16 protein-coding genes and 1 pseudogene are annotated in these 17674 nt (G+C 73.9%); 5 read left to right on the top strand and 12 right to left on the bottom strand.

All coding sequences use genetic code 11. From position 1 onward, the window contains the following. Positions 1-144 precede the first annotated feature (144 nt). Together RIM90_RS07255 and RIM90_RS07250 are read right to left on the bottom strand one after the other, a co-directional pair. Positions 145-2190 (bottom strand): SPFH domain-containing protein, encoded by a 2046-nt coding sequence (locus tag RIM90_RS07255; protein WP_309059741.1) that lies wholly within the window; start codon positions 2188-2190, stop codon positions 145-147. Between the two features lie 135 nt (positions 2191-2325). Next, on the bottom strand, positions 2326-2805 hold the full coding sequence (locus RIM90_RS07250) for a hypothetical protein (protein ID WP_309059740.1): 480 nt from the start codon (positions 2803-2805) through the stop codon (positions 2326-2328). Between the two features lie 236 nt (positions 2806-3041). Between RIM90_RS07250 and RIM90_RS07245 the strand changes: the two genes are divergently transcribed. Next, positions 3042-4109 (top strand): helix-turn-helix domain-containing protein, encoded by a 1068-nt coding sequence (locus RIM90_RS07245; RefSeq protein WP_309059739.1) that lies wholly within the window; start codon positions 3042-3044, stop codon positions 4107-4109. Positions 4110-4167: 58 nt separating this feature from the next. Here RIM90_RS07245 and RIM90_RS07240 read toward each other — a convergent pair whose 3' ends face one another. The 3 genes from RIM90_RS07240 to RIM90_RS07230 form a co-directional block, all read right to left on the bottom strand. Then, complete coding sequence (locus RIM90_RS07240; protein WP_309059738.1) at positions 4168-4485, bottom strand: hypothetical protein; 318 nt, start codon at positions 4483-4485, stop codon at positions 4168-4170. A 29-nt stretch (positions 4486-4514) separates the two neighbouring features. Continuing rightward, positions 4515-5309, bottom strand: coding sequence for a hypothetical protein (locus RIM90_RS07235; RefSeq protein ID WP_309059737.1), 795 nt, complete (start codon positions 5307-5309; stop codon positions 4515-4517). A gap of 112 nt (positions 5310-5421) precedes the next feature. Continuing rightward, a complete protein-coding gene (locus RIM90_RS07230; protein ID WP_309059736.1) occupies positions 5422-5856 on the bottom strand; it encodes a DUF6299 family protein in 435 nt (144 codons plus the stop codon). A 244-nt stretch (positions 5857-6100) separates the two neighbouring features. Between RIM90_RS07230 and RIM90_RS07225 the strand changes: the two genes are divergently transcribed. Beyond that, positions 6101-6295: a DUF5999 family protein gene (locus tag RIM90_RS07225; protein ID WP_193474565.1), complete on the top strand. Its 195-nt coding sequence runs from the start codon at positions 6101-6103 to the stop codon at positions 6293-6295. A 43-nt stretch (positions 6296-6338) separates the two neighbouring features. On the opposite strand, the pseudogene RIM90_RS07220 reads toward RIM90_RS07225, so the two are convergent. From RIM90_RS07220 to RIM90_RS07210, 3 genes and pseudogenes are all read right to left on the bottom strand, one after another. Further along, positions 6339-7095, bottom strand: a pseudogene (locus tag RIM90_RS07220) (alpha/beta fold hydrolase); the annotation flags it as partial. Positions 7096-7135: 40 nt separating this feature from the next. Beyond that, positions 7136-7534, bottom strand: a complete 399-nt coding sequence (locus tag RIM90_RS07215; protein ID WP_309059735.1) for a RidA family protein — start codon at positions 7532-7534, stop codon at positions 7136-7138. Next, complete coding sequence (locus tag RIM90_RS07210; RefSeq protein WP_309059734.1) at positions 7531-8658, bottom strand: acyl-CoA dehydrogenase family protein; 1128 nt, start codon at positions 8656-8658, stop codon at positions 7531-7533. The genes RIM90_RS07215 and RIM90_RS07210 overlap by 4 nt, the downstream gene beginning before the upstream one ends. 117 nt (positions 8659-8775) lie before the next feature. Between RIM90_RS07210 and RIM90_RS07205 the strand changes: the two genes are divergently transcribed. Then, entirely contained in the window at positions 8776-10386 is a 1611-nt protein-coding gene (locus RIM90_RS07205; protein WP_309059733.1) for an AMP-binding protein, read from the top strand. Between the two features lie 34 nt (positions 10387-10420). Continuing rightward, complete coding sequence (locus RIM90_RS07200) at positions 10421-11242, top strand: PaaX family transcriptional regulator C-terminal domain-containing protein (RefSeq protein ID WP_309059732.1); 822 nt, start codon at positions 10421-10423, stop codon at positions 11240-11242. A 22-nt stretch (positions 11243-11264) separates the two neighbouring features. Here the strand turns inward: RIM90_RS07200 and RIM90_RS07195 are convergent, their stop codons facing one another. Then, a complete protein-coding gene (locus tag RIM90_RS07195; RefSeq protein WP_309059731.1) occupies positions 11265-13532 on the bottom strand; it encodes a bifunctional salicylyl-CoA 5-hydroxylase/oxidoreductase in 2268 nt (755 codons plus the stop codon). A 2-nt stretch (positions 13533-13534) separates the two neighbouring features. Further along, the gene (locus RIM90_RS07190; RefSeq protein WP_309059730.1) at positions 13535-14362 is read right to left on the bottom strand and encodes an enoyl-CoA hydratase family protein; all 828 of its coding nucleotides are present in this window, start codon (positions 14360-14362) and stop codon (positions 13535-13537) included. A gap of 345 nt (positions 14363-14707) precedes the next feature. Between RIM90_RS07190 and RIM90_RS07185 the strand changes: the two genes are divergently transcribed. Further along, positions 14708-15214 (top strand): ATP-binding protein, encoded by a 507-nt coding sequence (locus RIM90_RS07185; protein ID WP_309059729.1) that lies wholly within the window; start codon positions 14708-14710, stop codon positions 15212-15214. A 43-nt stretch (positions 15215-15257) separates the two neighbouring features. Here the strand turns inward: RIM90_RS07185 and argF are convergent, their stop codons facing one another. Both argF and RIM90_RS07175 read right to left on the bottom strand, forming a co-directional pair. Beyond that, positions 15258-16265: an ornithine carbamoyltransferase gene (gene argF, locus RIM90_RS07180; protein WP_309059728.1), complete on the bottom strand. Its 1008-nt coding sequence runs from the start codon at positions 16263-16265 to the stop codon at positions 15258-15260. 89 nt (positions 16266-16354) lie between these two features. After that, on the bottom strand, positions 16355-17578 hold the full coding sequence (locus tag RIM90_RS07175) for an arginine deiminase (RefSeq protein WP_309059727.1): 1224 nt from the start codon (positions 17576-17578) through the stop codon (positions 16355-16357). Positions 17579-17674: the final 96 nt, after the last annotated feature.

Raw genomic sequence — 17674 nt, 5'->3', positions numbered from 1 at the left:
TTCCGTGGAGGGCGCCGGTGCCGGGCGTCTCGCGGGGGGCCGTGTCGGCGGTCTCGTGGGTGCCGGTGGTCATGGCTGCCTCTCGGAAAGGAGCGGTCGGGAGCCGCCGTCCCCTGTGCGGCGGCTCCCGGGCGACGGGGGTGGTCAGGCCCTGGCGTGGCCGTTCAGCGCGGCCAGCGAGGTGTCCGCGAGGCCCAGCTCACCGGCTTTGTCGATCAGTTGCTGCAACCGCCCGGTGCGGTCGCCGCCTTCCTTCATCAGCCGCATCAGCAGGGCGGACACCGTGAGGTTCTGCACGTCGGCCGTCGAGACGGAGCCCAGGATCCGGCTCAGGTCGTCGGTGAAGCTCGCCGAGCCGTCCAGCCAGGGCCCGGCGAGGGCCTGGGCGGTCTCGGAGTGCTGGACGAAGCCGTCCACGCCCTTGCCGAGCGCGATCGAGGACACCAGCCGGTCGAGGAAGACGGACTCCCCGCCGACGATGTTGATGTCCGCGTTCTCCAGGCCGGTCGCCAGGACCGTGGCCTGCGCCTCGGCGACCTGCCGCTGCACCTCCAGCCCGGCGAGCCGGACGTCCTTCTCCGCCTCCAGTCGCAGCCGGTACTCCTCGTGGCCGCGGGACGCCTCGTCGAGGGCGGCCATCGCCGCCGCCTTCTCGGTGAGGCCGGCCGCCTCCGCCCTGAGCTTCCCGCTGATCGCCTCCGCCTCGGCGAGGGCCTTGGCGCGGGCGCCCTCGGCCTCCGCGCGCAGCCGCGCCTCGGCGGCCTCGGCCTCGGCACGGCCCGCCTTCTCGATGACGTCGGCCTCCTTGTCGCGGACCTGGACGGCGGCCAGCCCTTCGGCCGCGGCCTCCGCCTGAATCCCCTCGGCCATCCGCAGCCTGGCCCGCGCCTCCAGGTCGGCGGTCTTCAACCGGGCCTCGGCGAGGGTGAGTTCCTCGGCGGCGCGGTGCGTGGCGGCCTGCTCGGCGGCCTCGGCGGCCTTGATGTCCTTGACCAGCTTCTCCTGCGCCTCGGCCTCCGCGGCGATGATCACGGCCTGGCGCCGCCGCTCCGCCTCCTCCACGGCCCGCAGCTTCAGGATCGACTCCTCCTGCTCGGCGACCGTACGGTCCACCGCGACCCGCTCGCGGACGACCTCGGCGATCTCCCGCCGCTCCGCCTCGAGCTCCTTCTCCGCGGCGATCCGGGTCAGTTCGGTCTCCCGGTCCCGGGCGATGACCTCCAGCAGGCGGTCCTTCTCGATGCGCTCGCTCTCGACGGCGATGACCCGCTCGCGGTTCTTGGCGGCGACGGCGACCTCACGGGCCTGGTTCTCGCGCTGCACGCCGAGCTGTTCCTCGGTGCGCAGGAAGGCGCTCTGCGCGCGCAGCCGCTCCTCCTCCACCACCCGCGCGGTCTCGGCCTCCTCGCGGGCCCGTACGGTCTCGATCTCCCGGCGCTGCTTGATCTCGGCGTCGGCCTGCCGGCGCTCCAGTTCCAGGATCGCCTCGCGCGCGTCGACGTTCTGCCGGGTGATCTCCTTCTCCTCGCCGCGCTGGGCCTCGTTGGTGCGGACGTGCTCCACGGCCGTCAACTCGGTGATCTTGCGGATGCCCTGCGCGTCCAGGACGTTGCCCGGGTCGAGCTGGTTCAGCGGCGTCTGCTCCAGGTAGTCGATCGCGGCGTCCTCGAGGTGGTAGCCGTTCAGGTCGACGCCGATGACCTCGATGATCCGGTACCGCAGTTCCTCGCGCTTGGTGTACAGGTCGGTGAAGTCCATCTGCTTGCCGACGGTCTTCAGTGCCTCGGAGAACTTGGCGTGGAACAGTTCCTGCAGCGTGTTCCGGTCGCTGGCCCGCGCGGTGCCGACGGCCTGGGCGACCTTGATGACGTCCTCCACGGTCTTGTTGACCTTGACGAAGAACGTGATGCGGATGTCCGCGCGGATGTTGTCCCGGCAGATCAGCCCTTCCTTGCCGGCCCGGGTGATCTCGATGGTCTTCACCGAGATGTCCATCACCTCGGCCTTGTGCAGCACCGGCAGCACGACCTGCCCGGTGAAGGTCACGTCGACCTTCCGGGTCCTGGAGACGATCAGCGCCTTGCCCTGTTCCACCTTGCGGAACAGCTTGGAGACGGCGAACAGCACGGCGAGTACGAGGAGCAGGCAGGCGCCGGCGAACACGGCGACGCCCACGGTGGCGGCATCCATGGGACACGTCCTTCAGGGCTGAGGAGTGGACAGGGCAGAGCAGGAGCGGGCGTCGGGGGACGGGAAGGGGCGGGCGGCCGGGGTCCGTCCCCCGGACGCCGGGTGGGGCGCAGGCGCCCCGGCCGGGGATCCGGCTCAGGCGGCGCGGTCGTGCGGCACGCGCGGGCGGGGATGCCCGGCCCCCTCGCGGAGCGGACACGGCGTGCCGTCCCGGTCCCCGGCGGGCGCGCGGACGGACCGGGACGGGCCGGGTTCGTCCGGGAGGAGGCGGTGCAGCGGTCGCACGATCAGGCAGGTGAGCCGCCAGGAGGCGAGCAGCGCGCCGCACGCGGCGAGGGGGCGCAGCACTCCGGTGGCGGTCCCCTGCGGGACGGTCGCGGCCAGCAGGACGCCCGCGCCGGTGGCGAGGAGCCAGGCGAAGACCGTCAGCAGCGAGAACGCGACCGCGACCGGGACCCCGCCCATCCCGAGGGCGTCGAGGTCCGCGTCGGAGTCGAAACTGCGGCTGTCGGTGACCCCGGCGGCCACCAGCAGCCAGAAGCAGATCACCACGACGAGGGCGGCGGTGAACAGGAGGGTGGGCAGACCCGTGGCGGCTTCCACGAACGTACGCACACTGCCCCCCTTCCCGCTCACTGCTCGCGTCGGCGGTAGCACCGCTCCCCTCCGGCTCCGGCGCGGACACCTGCCGGTACCCGGCACCGGAACCTTGTGCAGTGCTCCCCGCGAGCCATCCTGCACGGCCGGGACTCGTCCGCGCATTGCCGGATTCCGGCAATGTTCATTAAGGTCTGTGTGCCGATGACGCGCCAGGAGGACGTCAGGAGTGCGTCAAGATCGAGGGGGACAGCGTGACGGAGCGTGAGGTTCCGGAGCAGTATCTGGACGGCTATGCCCACATCCTGGCCGAGGTCGCGGCCACGGGCAGACGCCTCACCCGGGACGAGATCGCCTCCCGGCGGGCCCTGGGCGAACGGGCCGCGGAGGCGGGCTTCGGCCTGCGCGCCCTCGTCAGCGTGCACCTGTCCGCCGCCCGCGAGGCGTGGCCGCGCGGTTCCGACTCGGTCGACGGCGCACTGACGGCCGTGCAGCAGGTGGTGGACGCCTTCGCCGAGGGCTATGAGCGGGCGCAGCGTCTGGCGGTGCGTCAGGAGGAGGCGGCCCGGCGGGAGTTCATCGACGACCTGCTCTACGGCCGCAGTGATCTGGGGCGGCTCTCCGAGCGCGCCGAACGCTTCGGCCTGCGGCTGTCCCATGCGCACGCGGTGGCCGTCGCCCGGGGGTCCGTCCCCTACGAGGAGGGCGACCCGGTTCCCCGGCAGGTGGAGCGTGCCCTCATCTCCCGGTTCGGCGACCGCAGCATCCTGCTCACCACCAAGGACGGGCGGTTGCTGTGCATCGCGCCCGGGCACCAGGGCGAGGTCCTCACCCACTTCGCCAAACAGGCGCACGCCGCCACCGACGGCGGCCAGGTCGCCATCGGCCGCCCGCAGTCCGGGCCCGGCGGTGTCGTCCAGTCCTACGAGGAGGCGCTGAGCTCCCTGGAGATCGCCGAGCGGCTGGGGCTGGACGACCCGGTGCTGCGCGCCGCCGATCTGCTCGTCTACCCCGTCCTGGCCCGTGACCGCCAGGCCATGGCCGACCTGGTCCACAACACCCTGGGCCCGCTCACCACGGCCCGCGGCGGTGCCCGGCCCCTCCTCGACACGCTCACCGCGTACTTCGACGCCGGCTGCGTCTCCGCGGAGGCGGCCCGCCGTCTCTCCCTGAGCGTGCGCGCCCTGACCTACCGTCTGGAGCGCATCCACAAACTCACCGGCGCCAACCCCGCGGACCCGTCCCACCGCTACATGCTCCAGACGGCGGTGATCGGCGCGCGCCTGCTGGACTGGCCGGCCGACGAGCCGGCTCCGGCGTGACGGGCCGGGCCGCGTCGCGGCCCGGCCACCACACCGGCGGTGCCCGCCGAAGCGCGGATCAGGCCTTCGCGGCGGCGCCCGCCGTCGCCCCCGGCGGGCCGGACCGTGACGCGGCCCACGGGTTCGCGGCCGACCGCGACGGCCGACGCATGCCGGGCGGGAAGGAATCCCGCAGCAGCTGCCGCACCCGGTGTTCGTCGTAGCGGCCGAGGCGTTCCGGGTCCGCGCGCAGGACCGTGGCCCGCGGCCCGGCGATCGCCTCGACGTCCGCCGCCACCGCGGAGCGCAGCGCCCAGCGCGCGCCGTGCGCCGGCGCCGTCCGTGCCGGCGCCACCGCGTCCGGGCACGCCCCCTCCCCCGTCACCCCGGCGTCCATGGCCTGCGGTGTCCCAGCCCGGCCGCGCCTCAGTCCGACTGCCCCGAACGGGCACGCGGTCGTCTCGGGACGTCCCGGCGCAAGGTCTCGCGGTCCATCGCCGTCAGGCGCGGGACCTCGGTGTTCCACCGTGCGGCCAGGTCCTCCAGGGTGTCGGTCAGGGACCGCCGCAAGGGGCGGCGGCCCAGGCGGAGGGCGACGGCCGCCACCGGGCGGAACAGGCGGCGGCCGCGGATCCGCACGGTGACCGTCACCTCCCAGCGGCCGGTGTCGCGACAGGGTCTCGGCACCGCCCGCAGCTCCGCCCGTGCCGCACCGCACTCCAGGCGGGCCCGCAGCGGTGCCGAACGCGGACGCCGGCCCGTGTCCGCCGCCGCCCACCAGTCGTCGAACCGCAGCCGTGCCGCACCGGTCACCCGGGACAGCGCGGGCCACACGTCCCCGGCACGCGCCCGCCCGCTGATCTCGGCCAGTCGCGGACGGTCCGGGCTGTGCAGCGCGCCGTCCACCGCCACGTCGCCGTCCGCGCCCGACACGGCGAGCGCCAGCCGCACCGCACGCCGGCGGTTCCACTGCGCCACGGTGACCCGCACCCTCTCCGCCGTGCCGCCGTCCCCGTTCCCCCCGCTCTCGTACACCGCGCCGGGCCGGAGGTGGCGCCCCCCGGTCAGCCGCACGTCCGGCAGCGGCCGCCCGTCCGGCAGCAGCACCCGCCCCGCCTCCTCGCGGCTGCTCTCCGCCGACTCCAGCAGGACGGCGAGGGCGTCGACGAGCCAGGGGCGCGGGACGGAGGCGAGCACCACCGTGTGGCGGAGAAGGACCATGCGCCCAGGGTGACGAGCCCGCCCCCGGCGGTCCATGCCGGGGCACGGCAGAACCGGCGCCGGAGGCTTTCCGGGGCCCGGCAGGACGCGGTGCGGCCGGGCCCGGCGCCGGTCAGCCCCGGACCAGCGTGATGTCCTGCCGCTGCACCGCGTGGAGGTGGGGCAGCACGAGGATGCCCGTGGGGCGCAGTTCCACGATCGTGGCCTCCACGTGGGCCGCGCCGGCCTTCAGCGCGTCGCCGGACACGCTGCCGGTGTTCTCCCAGCGGTGTTCCCGGCCGTCGCACACCGCCCGGGTGCCGCCGATGGGGCGGCGGTCCGCGGACGGGCCCTGCTGCACCGAGGAGCTGACGTAGACCGGCCCGGTGCCGGCGACGCAGCGGTAGGTGCCGGAGAGGGTGACGAAGCCGTTGGCGATCCGGCCCACGGAGTCCACCGTCACGGTCTCCGAGGGAGCGGCCGACGCCGCCGAGGGTGCTGCCGCGGCGGAACCGAGCAGCAGCAGCGCGGCGCCGGTCACCGCGCCGAGGACGGGACGCACAGACATGGGGAAACCTCCCGAATTGAGCGGAATGAGGGCCTCCACCAGTACCGGGCGAGCGGGCCCGGGGCCGTCATCCTCACCCCTTCGGTGGCGAGTCCGCACCGGCCGTCGGGGAACCGTCCCGGAACCGTCCGGAATCCGTCACGTTTCACGGCGGGCCGTTCCGATGAGTTCGCGGCGGGAGCACGGTCTGTCCCATGACGACTCCTTCGGGTCGTCCCACCGATATCCGACACGGAGGTGCGCCATGTGTGCCCACCAGCCTTCCTGCCGGCGGACCGAGTCCCCCGCCCCGCACGTGGTGGCCGCCCACCCCGAGCAGGGCTGGAGCCTGCTCTGCGACGGTTCGATCGTCTTCGACGACACCGGTGAGCTGCTCCCCGACGGCCGGGTGATCGCCCCGCACCGGGCGCCCGCCGACCGCCTCGTGGTCGCCGCCTGACCCGGCCGCGCGCCGGTCGCCGATCCGCCCGCCTCTGCGCTCGCTCCTCCGCGACGAACCACCGCAGCAGGGAGGCGAGCCGTTCCGGCCGGTCCTCGGCGATCAGCGTCCGCGTGTCGCCGATCTCCACCAGCCGGCCCCGCGGCAGCGGTTCGGTCCGCCGGACGTGGGTCCCGTAGTGCCGGAAGTCCCGCCGGATCGCCGGGTCGGTGCGCAGGGGACGCAGCCGGCGGTCGACGATCTCGTCCGGCACGGAGCGCTTGGTGAGCACCCCGAGGCCGATCGGCAGCCTGCGCAGCGGTTTCAGGCCCAGCGTGCGGACCATGAGCGGGATGCCGCCGGGTACCCTGCGGGCCACGGTGATCATCCTGCCGGGCAGTCCCGGCGGGTAGTTGTCGAAGGCCTCGCAGGAGATCAGCACCAGCCGCGCCAGCCGCTCGGGGTGCCGGACCGCGACCGTCTGGGCGCGGCCGCAGCCGCTCTGGACGAGGGTGACGTCCCGCAGGTCCAACCGTTCCAGGAACTCCGCGATCAGCTCGTTGACCAGGTCCGGCGCGGGCGGCCGGGTCATCGGCCTGCGGTGCGATCCGTAGGGCAGGGTCGGCGCGAGGAGCCGGTGGTCGGTCCGCAGTTCGGCGATGACCTTACGCCGGACCGAGGCGGTGGGGTACCGCCCGCTCGAGCGAAGCCGAGAGTGGGGGAGCACCAGTCCGTGCAGCAGCAAGCAGCACGACGACCGGCCCCTCCCCTCCCGTGTCCTCGTACTCGACAGCGCCCGCGCTCAGCGTGATCTCCGGCACCCCCCGCGCCAGTGGCCCGGCGGGCACCGGGTCCCGCCGCTCAGGGAAGCAGCGCGAACCCGTCGAGTTCCACCAGCGCCCGTTCGTCCCACAGCCGGACCACCTCGACCACCGCCATCGCCGGGTAGTCGCGGCCCGCCAGTTCCCGCCAGAGGCGGCCGAGTTCGCGGGCGTGGGTGCGGTACGCGGCGACGTCGGTGGCGTAGACGGTGACGCGGGCCAGGTCGGCGGGGGTGCCGCCGGCCGCGCGCAGGGCGGTGAGGAGGTTGGCCAGGGCCCGCGCGAACTGCTCGGGCAGCGTGTCGCCGGCCACCTTGCCGTCGCCGTCGAGGGCGGTCTGACCGGCCAGGAACACCATCCGGGTGCCGGTGGCGACCACGGCGTGCGAGAAGCCGGCCGGCGGGGAGAGGGCGGGCGGGTTGATGCGCTCGGTGGTCACCGGTCCTCCAGACTCCTGTACAGCTCCTTGGCGACGATGCCCCGCTGGACCTCGCTCGCCCCCTCGTAGATCCGGGGTGCGCGGACCTCTCGGTAGAGGTGCTCCAGCAGGTGCCCGCGGCGCAGCGCCCGTGCGCCGTGGAGCTGGACGGCCCGGTCGACGACGTACTGCGCGGTCTCGGTGGCCAGCAGCTTCGCCATGGCGGCGCGCCGCGGGACGTCCGGCGCGCCCGCGTCGTACGCCGTCGCCGCCGCGTACACCATCAGCCGGGCCGCCTCGGTGCGCAGGGCCATCTCGGCGACCTGGTGGGCGACGGACTGGAGGTCCTTCAGCCTGCCGCCGAACGCGTCCCGCCGGGCGGTGTGGTCGAGGGTCGCGTCCAGGGCCGCCTGTGCCATGCCGACCGCGAAGGCGCCGACGCTGGGGCGGAACAGGTTGAGGGTGCCCATGGCGACCCGGAAGCCGCCGTCCACCTCGCCGAGGAGGTCGTCGGCGGTCACCGGTACGGCGTCGAAGCCGAGGGCGCCGATGGGGTGCGGGGAGAGCATGTCGAGGCCGGTTCCGGTGAGGCCGGGGCGGTCGGCGGGGACCAGGAAGGCGGTGACGCCGCGGGCGCCGGCGCCGGGGGTGGTGCGGGCGAAGACGGTGTAGAGGTCGGCCTCGGGGGCGTTGGAGATCCAGCACTTCTCGCCGGTGAGCCGCCAGCGGCCGGGGCCGTCCGGGTGAGCGGTGAGCGACAGCGCCGCCGCGTCCGAGCCGGCCCCCGGCTCGCTGAGCGCGAACGCCGCGACCGCGCTGCCGTCGCTCACCCGGGGGAGCCAGCGGGCGCGCTGGGCGGCGGTGCCGTGGGCGTGCACCGGGTGGGCGCCCAGGCCCTGGAGGGCGAGGGCGGTCTCCGCCTCGGTGCAGGCACGGGCCAGGGACTCCCGCATCAGGCACAGGTCGAGGGCGCCGGAGGTGAACAGGCGGGGCAGCAGACCGAGGGTGCCGAGTTCGGCGACGAGCGGACGGTTGACGCGGCCGGGTTCACCCTTCTCGGCGAGCGGGCGCAGGCGTTCGGCGGCCAGGGCGCGCAGCTCGGCGCACCAGGCGAGTTGCGCCGGTTCGAGCGAGAATGCGGTCATCGCCGGTCCCTTCCCTCGCCGCTGGGCCACTCCCGAGGTTATCGCGGACCGTTGACTGCCGTCACCAACGCGATACGCTCCTGATGCGAGCCCACCACGCCAAGGGGGCGAATCGTCATGAACCCACGGGCCACCGCGCACGTCGACACCTTCGCCCGCGACCGTCTCCCGCCGCCCGACGAGTGGCCCGAACTCCGCTTCGACCTGCCGGAGCTGGACTACCCCGAGCGGCTGAACTGCGCCGCCGAGCTGCTGCACGGCCCGCCCGGCGACCGCCCCGTCTTCCGCACGCCCGACGGCGGGAGCTGGACGTACGGCGAACTGCGCGCCCGCGTGGACCGGCTGGCGCACGTCCTCACCGGTGACCTCGGGGTGGTTCCCGGCAACCGGGTGCTGCTGCGCGGTCCCACCACACCGTGGCTGGCGGCCTGCTGGCTGGCGGTGCTGAAGGCGGGCGCGATCGCGGTCACCGTGCTGGCCCAGCAGCGTCCGCACGAGCTGAGCACCATGTGCGAGATCGCCGGGGTCCGGCACGCCCTGTGCGACATCCGGGCCGTGGACGACCTCGCCAAGGCCGAGGTCCCGGGCCTGAGGATCACCACGTACGGCGGCGACTCCCCCGACGACCTGCTGAACCGCCCGGCGCCCGGCACCCCGTACGAGGCCGTGGACACCGCGTCCGACGACGTGGCGCTGATCGCCTTCACCTCCGGCACCACCGGGCGGCCCAAGGGGTGCATGCACTACCACCGGGACGTGCTCGCGATCGCGGACACCTTCTCCCGGCACGTCCTGCGGCCGACCGCGGACGACGTGTTCACCGGCAGTCCCCCGCTCGGTTTCACCTTCGGCCTCGGCGGGCTGGTGGTGTTCCCGATGCGGGCCGGGGCGAGCGCGCTGCTGCTCGAACAGGCCCATCCCCGGCAGCTGCCGGCCGCGATCGCCGAGCACCGGGTGTCGGTGCTGTTCACCGCGCCCACGGCCTACCGCGCCATGCTCGGCGAGCTGGACGGGCACGACATCTCCTCGCTGCGCCGCTGCGTCTCGGCGGGCGAGAACCTGCCGGCCGCCACCTGGCGGGCCTGGCACGAGCGCACCGGGCTGCGCATCATCAACGGCATCGGCGCCACCGAGCTGCTGCACATCTTCATCTCCGCCGCCGACGAGCTGATCCGGCCCGGGACGACGGGAGTGCCGGTGCCCGGGTGGCAGGCGCGCGTGCAGGACGCCGGCGGCAGGCCCGTACCGGACGGGGAGCCGGGGCTGCTGGCGGTGCGCGGGCCGGTCGGCTGCCGCTATCTCGCCGACCCCCGGCAGCGGGAGTACGTGCGCGACGGCTGGAACATCACCGGCGACACCTACGTCCGCGATCCCGACGGCTACTTCCGGTACGTCGCCCGCGCCGACGACATGATCGTCTCGGCCGGGTACAACATCGCCGGCCCGGAGGTCGAGGACGCCCTGCTGCGCCACCCGGACGTCGTGGAGGCGGCGGTGGTCGGGCGGCCGGACGAGGCACGCGGCCAGGTGGTGGTGGCGTACGCGGTCCTCAGGGAGGGCGCGCGGCGGGACGCCGAGCACCTGCGCGCCTTCGTGAAGTCCGAACTGGCGCCGTACAAGTGCCCCCGCGAGATCGTGTTCCTGGAGGCGCTGCCGCGCACCGCCACCGGCAAGCTCCAGCGGTTCCGGCTGCGCGCCGGCACCGGAACCGGAGACGACCAGGCGTGATGCCGGAGAACGGAACCGACCGGCACCGCCTAAGATGATCAACGTGTCCGACCAGCAAGCCCAGCACGTTCCGAGGTCTCTCATCGTCACGCTCTACGGCGCGTACGGCCGCTTCGTGCCGGGCCCGGTGCCCGTCGCCGAGCTGATCCGGCTGCTGGCCGCGGTCGGCGTGGACGCCCCCTCCGTCCGTTCCTCGGTGTCCCGGCTCAAGCGGCGCGGGCTGCTCGTCCCGGCCCGCACCGCCCAGGGCGCGGCGGGGTACGAACTCTCGGCGGAGGCCCGCCAGTTGCTGGAGGACGGCGACCGGCGCATCTACGCCACCGCGCCGCCCGAGGACGAGGGCTGGGTGCTCGCCGTGTTCTCCGTGCCGGAGTCCGAGCGGCAGAAGCGGCACGTCCTGCGCTCCCGGTTGTCCGGCCTCGGCTTCGGAACGGCGGCACCCGGCGTGTGGATCGCCCCCGCGCGGCTGTACGAGGAGACGCGGCACACCCTGGAGCGCCTGCGCCTCGACGCGTACGTCGACTTCTTCCGCGGCGAGCACCTCGGCTTCACGCCCACCGCCGAGGCGGTCGCCCGCTGGTGGGACCTGGCCGGGATCGCGGGGCAGCACGAGGCGTTCCTGGAGCGCCACGCGCGCGTGCTGCACGCCTGGGAGCGGCGCCCGGACACCCCGCCCGAGGAGGCCTACCGCGACTACCTCCTCGCCCTGGACTCCTGGCGCCACCTCCCCTACGCCGACCCCGGCCTCCCCGCCGCCCTGCTCCCCGGGGACTGGCCCGGCACCCGCTCGGCGGCCGTGTTCCGGGGCCTGCACGACCGGCTCCGGGACGCGGGCGCCGCGTTCGCGGGGCTGTGACCGGCGGTCGACTGCTCGGGTGTCAACTCCCCAGGCTCAGACGGGGTTTGGGCGCGTCCGTGCGGCCGGTCCGCGGGCGCCTGCTCCCGGCCCGGTACGGTGCCGGCCACTCGGTGCCGGGCCCGGTGTAGCCCTGCTCGGCCGCCGCGTGGAGCGTCCAGTGCGGGTCGTACAGGTGGGGGCGGGCCAGCGCGCACAGGTCCGCGCGCCCGGCCAGGATCAGGGAGTTGACGTCGTCCCAGGAGGAGATGGCGCCGACCGCGATCACCGGGACGCCCGCCCGGTGGCGGATGCGGTCGGCGAACGGGGTCTGGTACGAGCGCCCGAACTCCGGCTTCTCGTCGGCCACGACCTGCCCGGTCGACACGTCGATCGCGTCGGCGCCGTGTGCGGCGAAGGCGCGGGCGATCTCGACCGCGTCCTCGGCCGTGGTGCCGCCGTCGGCCCAGTCGGTGGCGGAGATGCGGACGGTCATGGGCCGCTCCTCGGGCCACACCGCGCGCACCGCGTCGAAGACCTCCAGCGGGAAGCGGAGCCGTTTCTCCGGTGAGCCGCCGTAGGCGTCCGTGCGGCGGTTGGTCAGCGGGGAGAGGAAGCCGGAGAGCAGATAGCCGTGGGCGCAGTGCAGTTCGAGCAGGTCGAAGCCGGCCCGTGCGGCCCGCGCGGCGGCGGAGGCGAACTGTTCCCTTATGTCGGTGAGCTGGGCGCGGGACAGCTCGCGGGGGAGCTGGCTGCCCGGCTTGTACGGGAGGGGGGAGGCGGCGACGAGGGGCCAGTTGCCGTCGTCGAGCGGCTCGTCCATGCCCTCCCACATCAGCTTGGTCGAGCCCTTGCGCCCGCTGTGGCCGAGCTGCACGCCGATCGCGGTGCCGGGGGCCCGCGTGTGCACGAAGTCGGTGATCCGCCGCCACGCCTCGGCCTGGCGGCCGGTCCAGAGGCCGGCGCAGCCGGGGGTGATGCGTCCCTCCGGGCTGACGCAGACCATCTCGGTCATCACCAGCCCCGCCCCGCCCAGCGCCCGGGCGCCCAGGTGGACGAGGTGGAAGTCGCCGGGGACGCCGTCCACCGCGGAGTACATGTCCATGGGGGAGACGACGACCCGGTTGCGCAGCGTCAGGCCGCGCAGCCGGAAGGGGGTGAACATCGGGGGCGTACCGGGCGGGCAGCCGAACTCGCGCTCCACGGCCTCGGTGAAGCGCGCGTCGCGCAGCCGCAGGTTGCCGTGGGTGACCCGGCGGCTGCGGGTGAGCAGGTTGAAGGCGAACCGGCGGGGCGGCTGGCCGAGGTACAGGTCCAGGTTCTCGAACCACTCCAGGCTGGCCCGGGCCGCGCGCTGGGTGGAGGCGACGACGGGCCGCCGCTCCGTCTCGTACGCGGTCAGCGCGCCCGGCACCGAGGGCTGTTCCCGCAGGGAAGCGGCCAGCGCCAGGGCGTCCTCGACGGCGAGCTTGGTGCCGGAGCCGATGGAGAAGTGGGCGGTGTGGGCGGCGTCGCCGAGGAGCACGACGTTGCCGTGCGACCAGCGTTCGTTGACGACCGTGCGGAAGGTGGTCCACGTCGACTTGTTGGACTTCAGCGGCCGTCCGCCGAGCGCGTCGGCGAAGACCTTGGCACAGCGCTCGATCGACTCGCTCTCCTCCATCGCGTCGAATCCGGCGGCGCGCCACACCTCCTCGCGCATCTCGACGATCACGGTCGACGCGTCGGCCGCGTAGGGGTAGCCGTGCAGTTGCATCACGCCGTGCTCGGTCTCGGCGATCTCGAAGCGGAAGGCGTCGAAGGCGAAGTCGGCGGCCAGCCAGACGTAGCGGCAGCGGTGCCCGGTGATCCGGGGCCGGAACACGTCCGCGAAGGCCTCGCGGGTGGTGCTGTGCACCCCGTCGGCGGCGACCACCAGGTCGTGCGTCCGGGCCAGCCGCTCCACGTCCGGTGCCTCGGTGCGGAAGCGCAGCTCCACGCCGAGGGAGCGGCAGCGCTCGTGCAGGATCCGCAGCAGCCGGCGCCGGCCGAGGGCGGCGAAGCCGTGTCCGCCGGAGGTGTGGCGCACGCCCCGGTGCACGATGTCGATGTCGTCCCAGCGCACGAAGGCGCGCTGCAGGGCCGCGTAGACCACCGGGTCGGCGTGCTCGATGCCGCCGAGGGTCTCGTCGGACAGGACGACGCCGAAGCCGAAGGTGTCGTCGGGGGCGTTGCGCTCCCAGACGGTGATCTCGCGGGCGGGGTCGAGTCGCTTGAGCAGCGCGGCGGCGTACAGGCCGCCGGGCCCGCCGCCGATGACGGCGACCTTCACGGCTACCGCCCCCGCCACTTCGGGGGGCGCTTCTCGGTGAAGGCCGCGTGGAACTCGGCGTAGTCCTCGCCGTTCATGAGCAGGGCCTGGGTGGCGGCGTCCAGTTCGACGGCGGCGGCCAGCGGCATGTCCAGCTCGGCCGTGAGCAGCGCCTTGGTCTGGGCGTACGCCAGTGCCGGGCCGTCGGCCAGGCGGCGGGCGAGGGCCCCGGCGGCCCGGTCCGCGCCGCCCTCGTCGGCGAGCGCGCTGATCAGGCCGATCCGCTCGGCCTCCGGCGCCCGCACCGGCTCGCCCAGCATGAGCAGCCGGGTCGCGTGTCCGAGGCCGACCACCCGGGGCAGCAGGTAGGCGGCGCCCATGTCGCCGCCGGACAGACCGACCCGGGTGAAGAGGAAGGCGAAGCGGGCACTGGGATCGGCCACCCGGAAGTCCGCGGCCAGGGCGAGGACCGCACCGGCGCCGGCCGCCACCCCGTGCACCGCGGCGATCACCGGGAACGGGCACTCCCGTACCGCGCGTACGACCTGCCCGGTCATCCGGTTGAAGTCGAGCAGCTGGGCGGTGTCCATGGCGAGGGTGGCACCGATGATCTCGTCGACGTCGCCGCCGGAGCAGAAGCCGCGCCCCTCACCGGCCAGCACCAGGGCCCGTACGGCCCGCTCCCGGGACAGCTCGGCGAGCAGGTCGCGCAGGTCGGCGTAGGCGCCGAAGGTGAGCGCGTTGAGCTTGTCGGGGCGGGCGAGGGTGACGGTGGCGACGCCGTCGGCGAGCTCGACGCGCAGATGCTCCCAGCGGGCGGTGCGGGCGGCGGAGCCGGTGAAGGGACTCATGAGGGCGGCCTCCTCGGGCGGGCACGGCACTGCTCACTGAGCTCTACCCCACGAAGCTATCACTCATCGGTGACCGTCGTCACGAGTGCGCGATAGGCGGTACGGGTTCACCGGTTCGGCGCCGCCCGGTGCCGAACCGGTGCCGTCACCTCCGTCACGGGACGCCGACATCCCGGTGACGGCCGGAGCGGGCGCGCGAGGCGGGGCGTCCGCGCGGGTGAACCGCCGGTCGCCGGGGCCGGACGCCCCGGCACGGTGCCCGGCCAGGGCTCCGGCGTCGCCCCCTCGACGGGCCTCGCCGGGCGCGCCGTACCATTGCCGGTTGAACGCAGGACAGCCTGCTCCATGAACGGACCCGCTGTGCACGAACTCCCCTCCGCCCACCCGTCGCCCGACCGCCACCCCTCGTGGCGGCACTTCGTGCCGTCCCGGCCACCGGCCTCCTGGCGCGTCGCGCTGCCGCACACCACCGCGGCGGTGCCCGTGGCCCGTGCGCTGGTCCGTACGGCACTGGCCGAGCGGGAGCACACCGCCGACAGCGACACGGCGGAGCTGCTGACCGCGGAGCTGGTGGCCAACGCCGTGGAGCACACCTCGGGGAGCGGACCGATCGAGCTGGTGGTGGAGCTGCTGCCGACCGGCTGCCAGGTGGAGGTGCACGACGCCGACCCGGCGCCGCCCGGTGACCTCACCCGCCCGGACCTCGACGCGCCGGACCCCTGGCAGGAGCACGGGCGCGGGCTGCTGCTGATCCGCGCCCTGAGCTCGTCGTGCGGTCACCGCCCCACCGCGTCCGGCAAGGCGGTGTGGTTCCGCCTGCCGGCGGTCCCGCGCCAGCGGCGCCCCGCCTGACCGGGCCCTCGGCGCAAACGGCCCTCTGCGCGGAGGCCGGGGCTCAGGCCAGGGTCGCCACCAGGACCGCCTTGATCGTGTGCAGGCGGTTCTCCGCCTCGTCGAAGACGACCGAGTGCGCCGACTCGAACACCTCGTCCGTCACCTCCAGCGACTGGAGACCGTGGGTCTCGTACACCTCGCGGCCGACCTGGGTGCCCAGGTCGTGGAAGGCGGGCAGGCAGTGCAGGAACTTGACGTCCGGGTTGCCGGTGGCGCGCAGGACGTCCATGGTCACCGCGTACGGCGCGAGGGCGGTGATCCGCTCGTCCCAGACCTCCTTGGGCTCCCCCATGGAGACCCAGACGTCCGTGGCGACGAAGTCGGCGCCCGCGACGCCCTCGCCGATCTCCTCGGTGAGCGTGATGCGGGCCCCGCTGGACGCGGCGAGCCCCCGGGCCCGGTCGACGATCTCCTGGGCGGGCCAGTAGGTCTTCGGGGCGACGATGCGGACGTCCATGCCCAGCAGGGCCGCGGTGACGAGGTAGGAGTTGCCCATGTTGAAGCGGGCGTCACCGAGGTAGGCGAAGGCGATCTCCCGCACCGGCTTGGGGCTGTGCTCGGTCATGGTGAGCACGTCGGCGAGCATCTGGGTGGGGTGCCAGTCGTCGGTCAGGCCGTTGTAGACGGGCACTCCGGCGTGTTCGGCGAGGGCCTCGACGGTGGACTGGGCGTCGCCCCGGAACTCGATCGCGTCGAACATCCGGCCGAGCACCCGCGCGGTGTCCTTGGCGGACTCCTTCTTGCCGATGTGCGAGCCGCTCGGGTCGATGTACGTCGTCGAGGCGCCCTGGTCGGCGGCGGCGACCTCGAAGGCGCAGCGGGTGCGCGTCGAGGGCTTCTCGAAGATCAGCGCGATGTTCTTCCCCCGCAGGTACCGGCTCTCGGTCCCGGCCTTCTTGGCGGCCTTCAGCTCCGCGGCCAGTTCGAGCAGGCCGAGGAACTCCTGCCCGGTGAAGTCCAGCTCCTTGAGGAAGTGGCGGCCGGCGAGGGCGGTCGGGACTGTCGCCATGGGGCGCTCCAGGGATGCGGCTACAGGGGCGACTGGAATTCTATACGAATGCCAGAATTTCTATGCGACCCGGTGTCGTGCGGGGCCGCCTAGACGGCGTCCCGCTGCACCGGGCAGCTCATGCAGCGCGGCCCGCCCCGGCCCCGCCCCAGCTCGCTGCCCGGGATCTCTATCACCTCGATGCCCTGCTTGCGCAGATGCGTGTTGGTGGTGGAGTTCCGCTCGTAGGCGACGACGACGCCCGGTTCGACGGCCAGGACGTTGCAGCCGTCGTCCCACTGCTCGCGCTCGGCCGCGTGGACGTCCTGGGTGGCGGTCAGCACCCGGATCTCGCTGAGCCCCAGCGCGGCGGCGATCGCGCGGTGCATGTGCTCCGGCGGGTGGTCGGTGACCTTCAGCTCCTTCTCCCCCACGCCCGGCTCGATGGTGTAGGAGCGGAGCATGCCCAGCCCGGCGTACTGGGTGAAGGTGTCGCCGTCGATCATCGTCATCACGGTGTCGAGGTGCATGAAGGCGCGCCTCTTCGGCATGTCGAGCGCGACGATGGTCTCGGCGGAGCCGGCCGCGAAGAGTTTGTGCGCGAGCATCTCCACGGCCTGCGGCGTGGTCCGCTCGCTCATGCCGATCAGCACCGCGCCGTTGCCGATGACCAGCAGGTCACCGCCCTCGATGGTGGAGGGGTAGTCGGCCTGTCCCTCGGACCAGACGTGGAAGGACTCCTCCCGGAACAGCGGGTGGTGCCGGTAGATCGCCTCGAAGTGCACCGTCTCGCGCTGCCGGGCGGGCCACCGCATCGCGTTGATGGCGACACCGTCGTAGATCCAGGCGGAGGTGTCGCGGGTGAAGAGGTGGTTGGGCAGCGGACCGAGCAGGAAGTCGTCGAGCTCCATGACGTGGAAGCGCACGGAGGTCGGCTCCGGGTGGGCGTCCAGGAACTCCCGCTTGGTCATCCCGCCGACCAGCGCCTGCGCCAGCTCGCGCGCGGGCAGCGTCTCGAACGCGGCCCGGAGGTGGTCGGTGGCCAGCGGACCGTACTCCTTCTCGTCGAAGACCCGGTCCAGGACGAGCGCACGCGCCGCCGGGATGTCCAGCGTCTCGGCGAGCAGGTCGCCGAAGAGGTGGACGGTGACTCCCCGGTCGCGCAGGACGTCGGCGAACCCGTCGTGCTCGGCGCGGGCCCGGCGCACCCAGAGCACGTCGTCGAAGAGCAGGGTGTCCTTGTTGCTGGGGGTGAGCCTTTTGAGCTCGAGATCGGGCCGGTGCAGGATGACGCGGCGCAGCCGTCCGGCCTCGGAGTCGACGTGGTAGGTCATGCCTCCATCCTGACCATCCGGGCCCGCGTTCACCCCTCTGCGGAGGGGACGGAAATCCGCCCGCTTCCGTCACCCGGTGACGCTCACCCGGCCCCC

The organism is Streptomyces sp. (genome assembly GCF_031181555.1).
Classification (GTDB): Bacteria; Actinomycetota; Actinomycetes; order Streptomycetales; family Streptomycetaceae; genus Streptomyces; species Streptomyces fimbriatus.
This window is presented reverse-complemented; position numbering and strand designations above follow the sequence as displayed.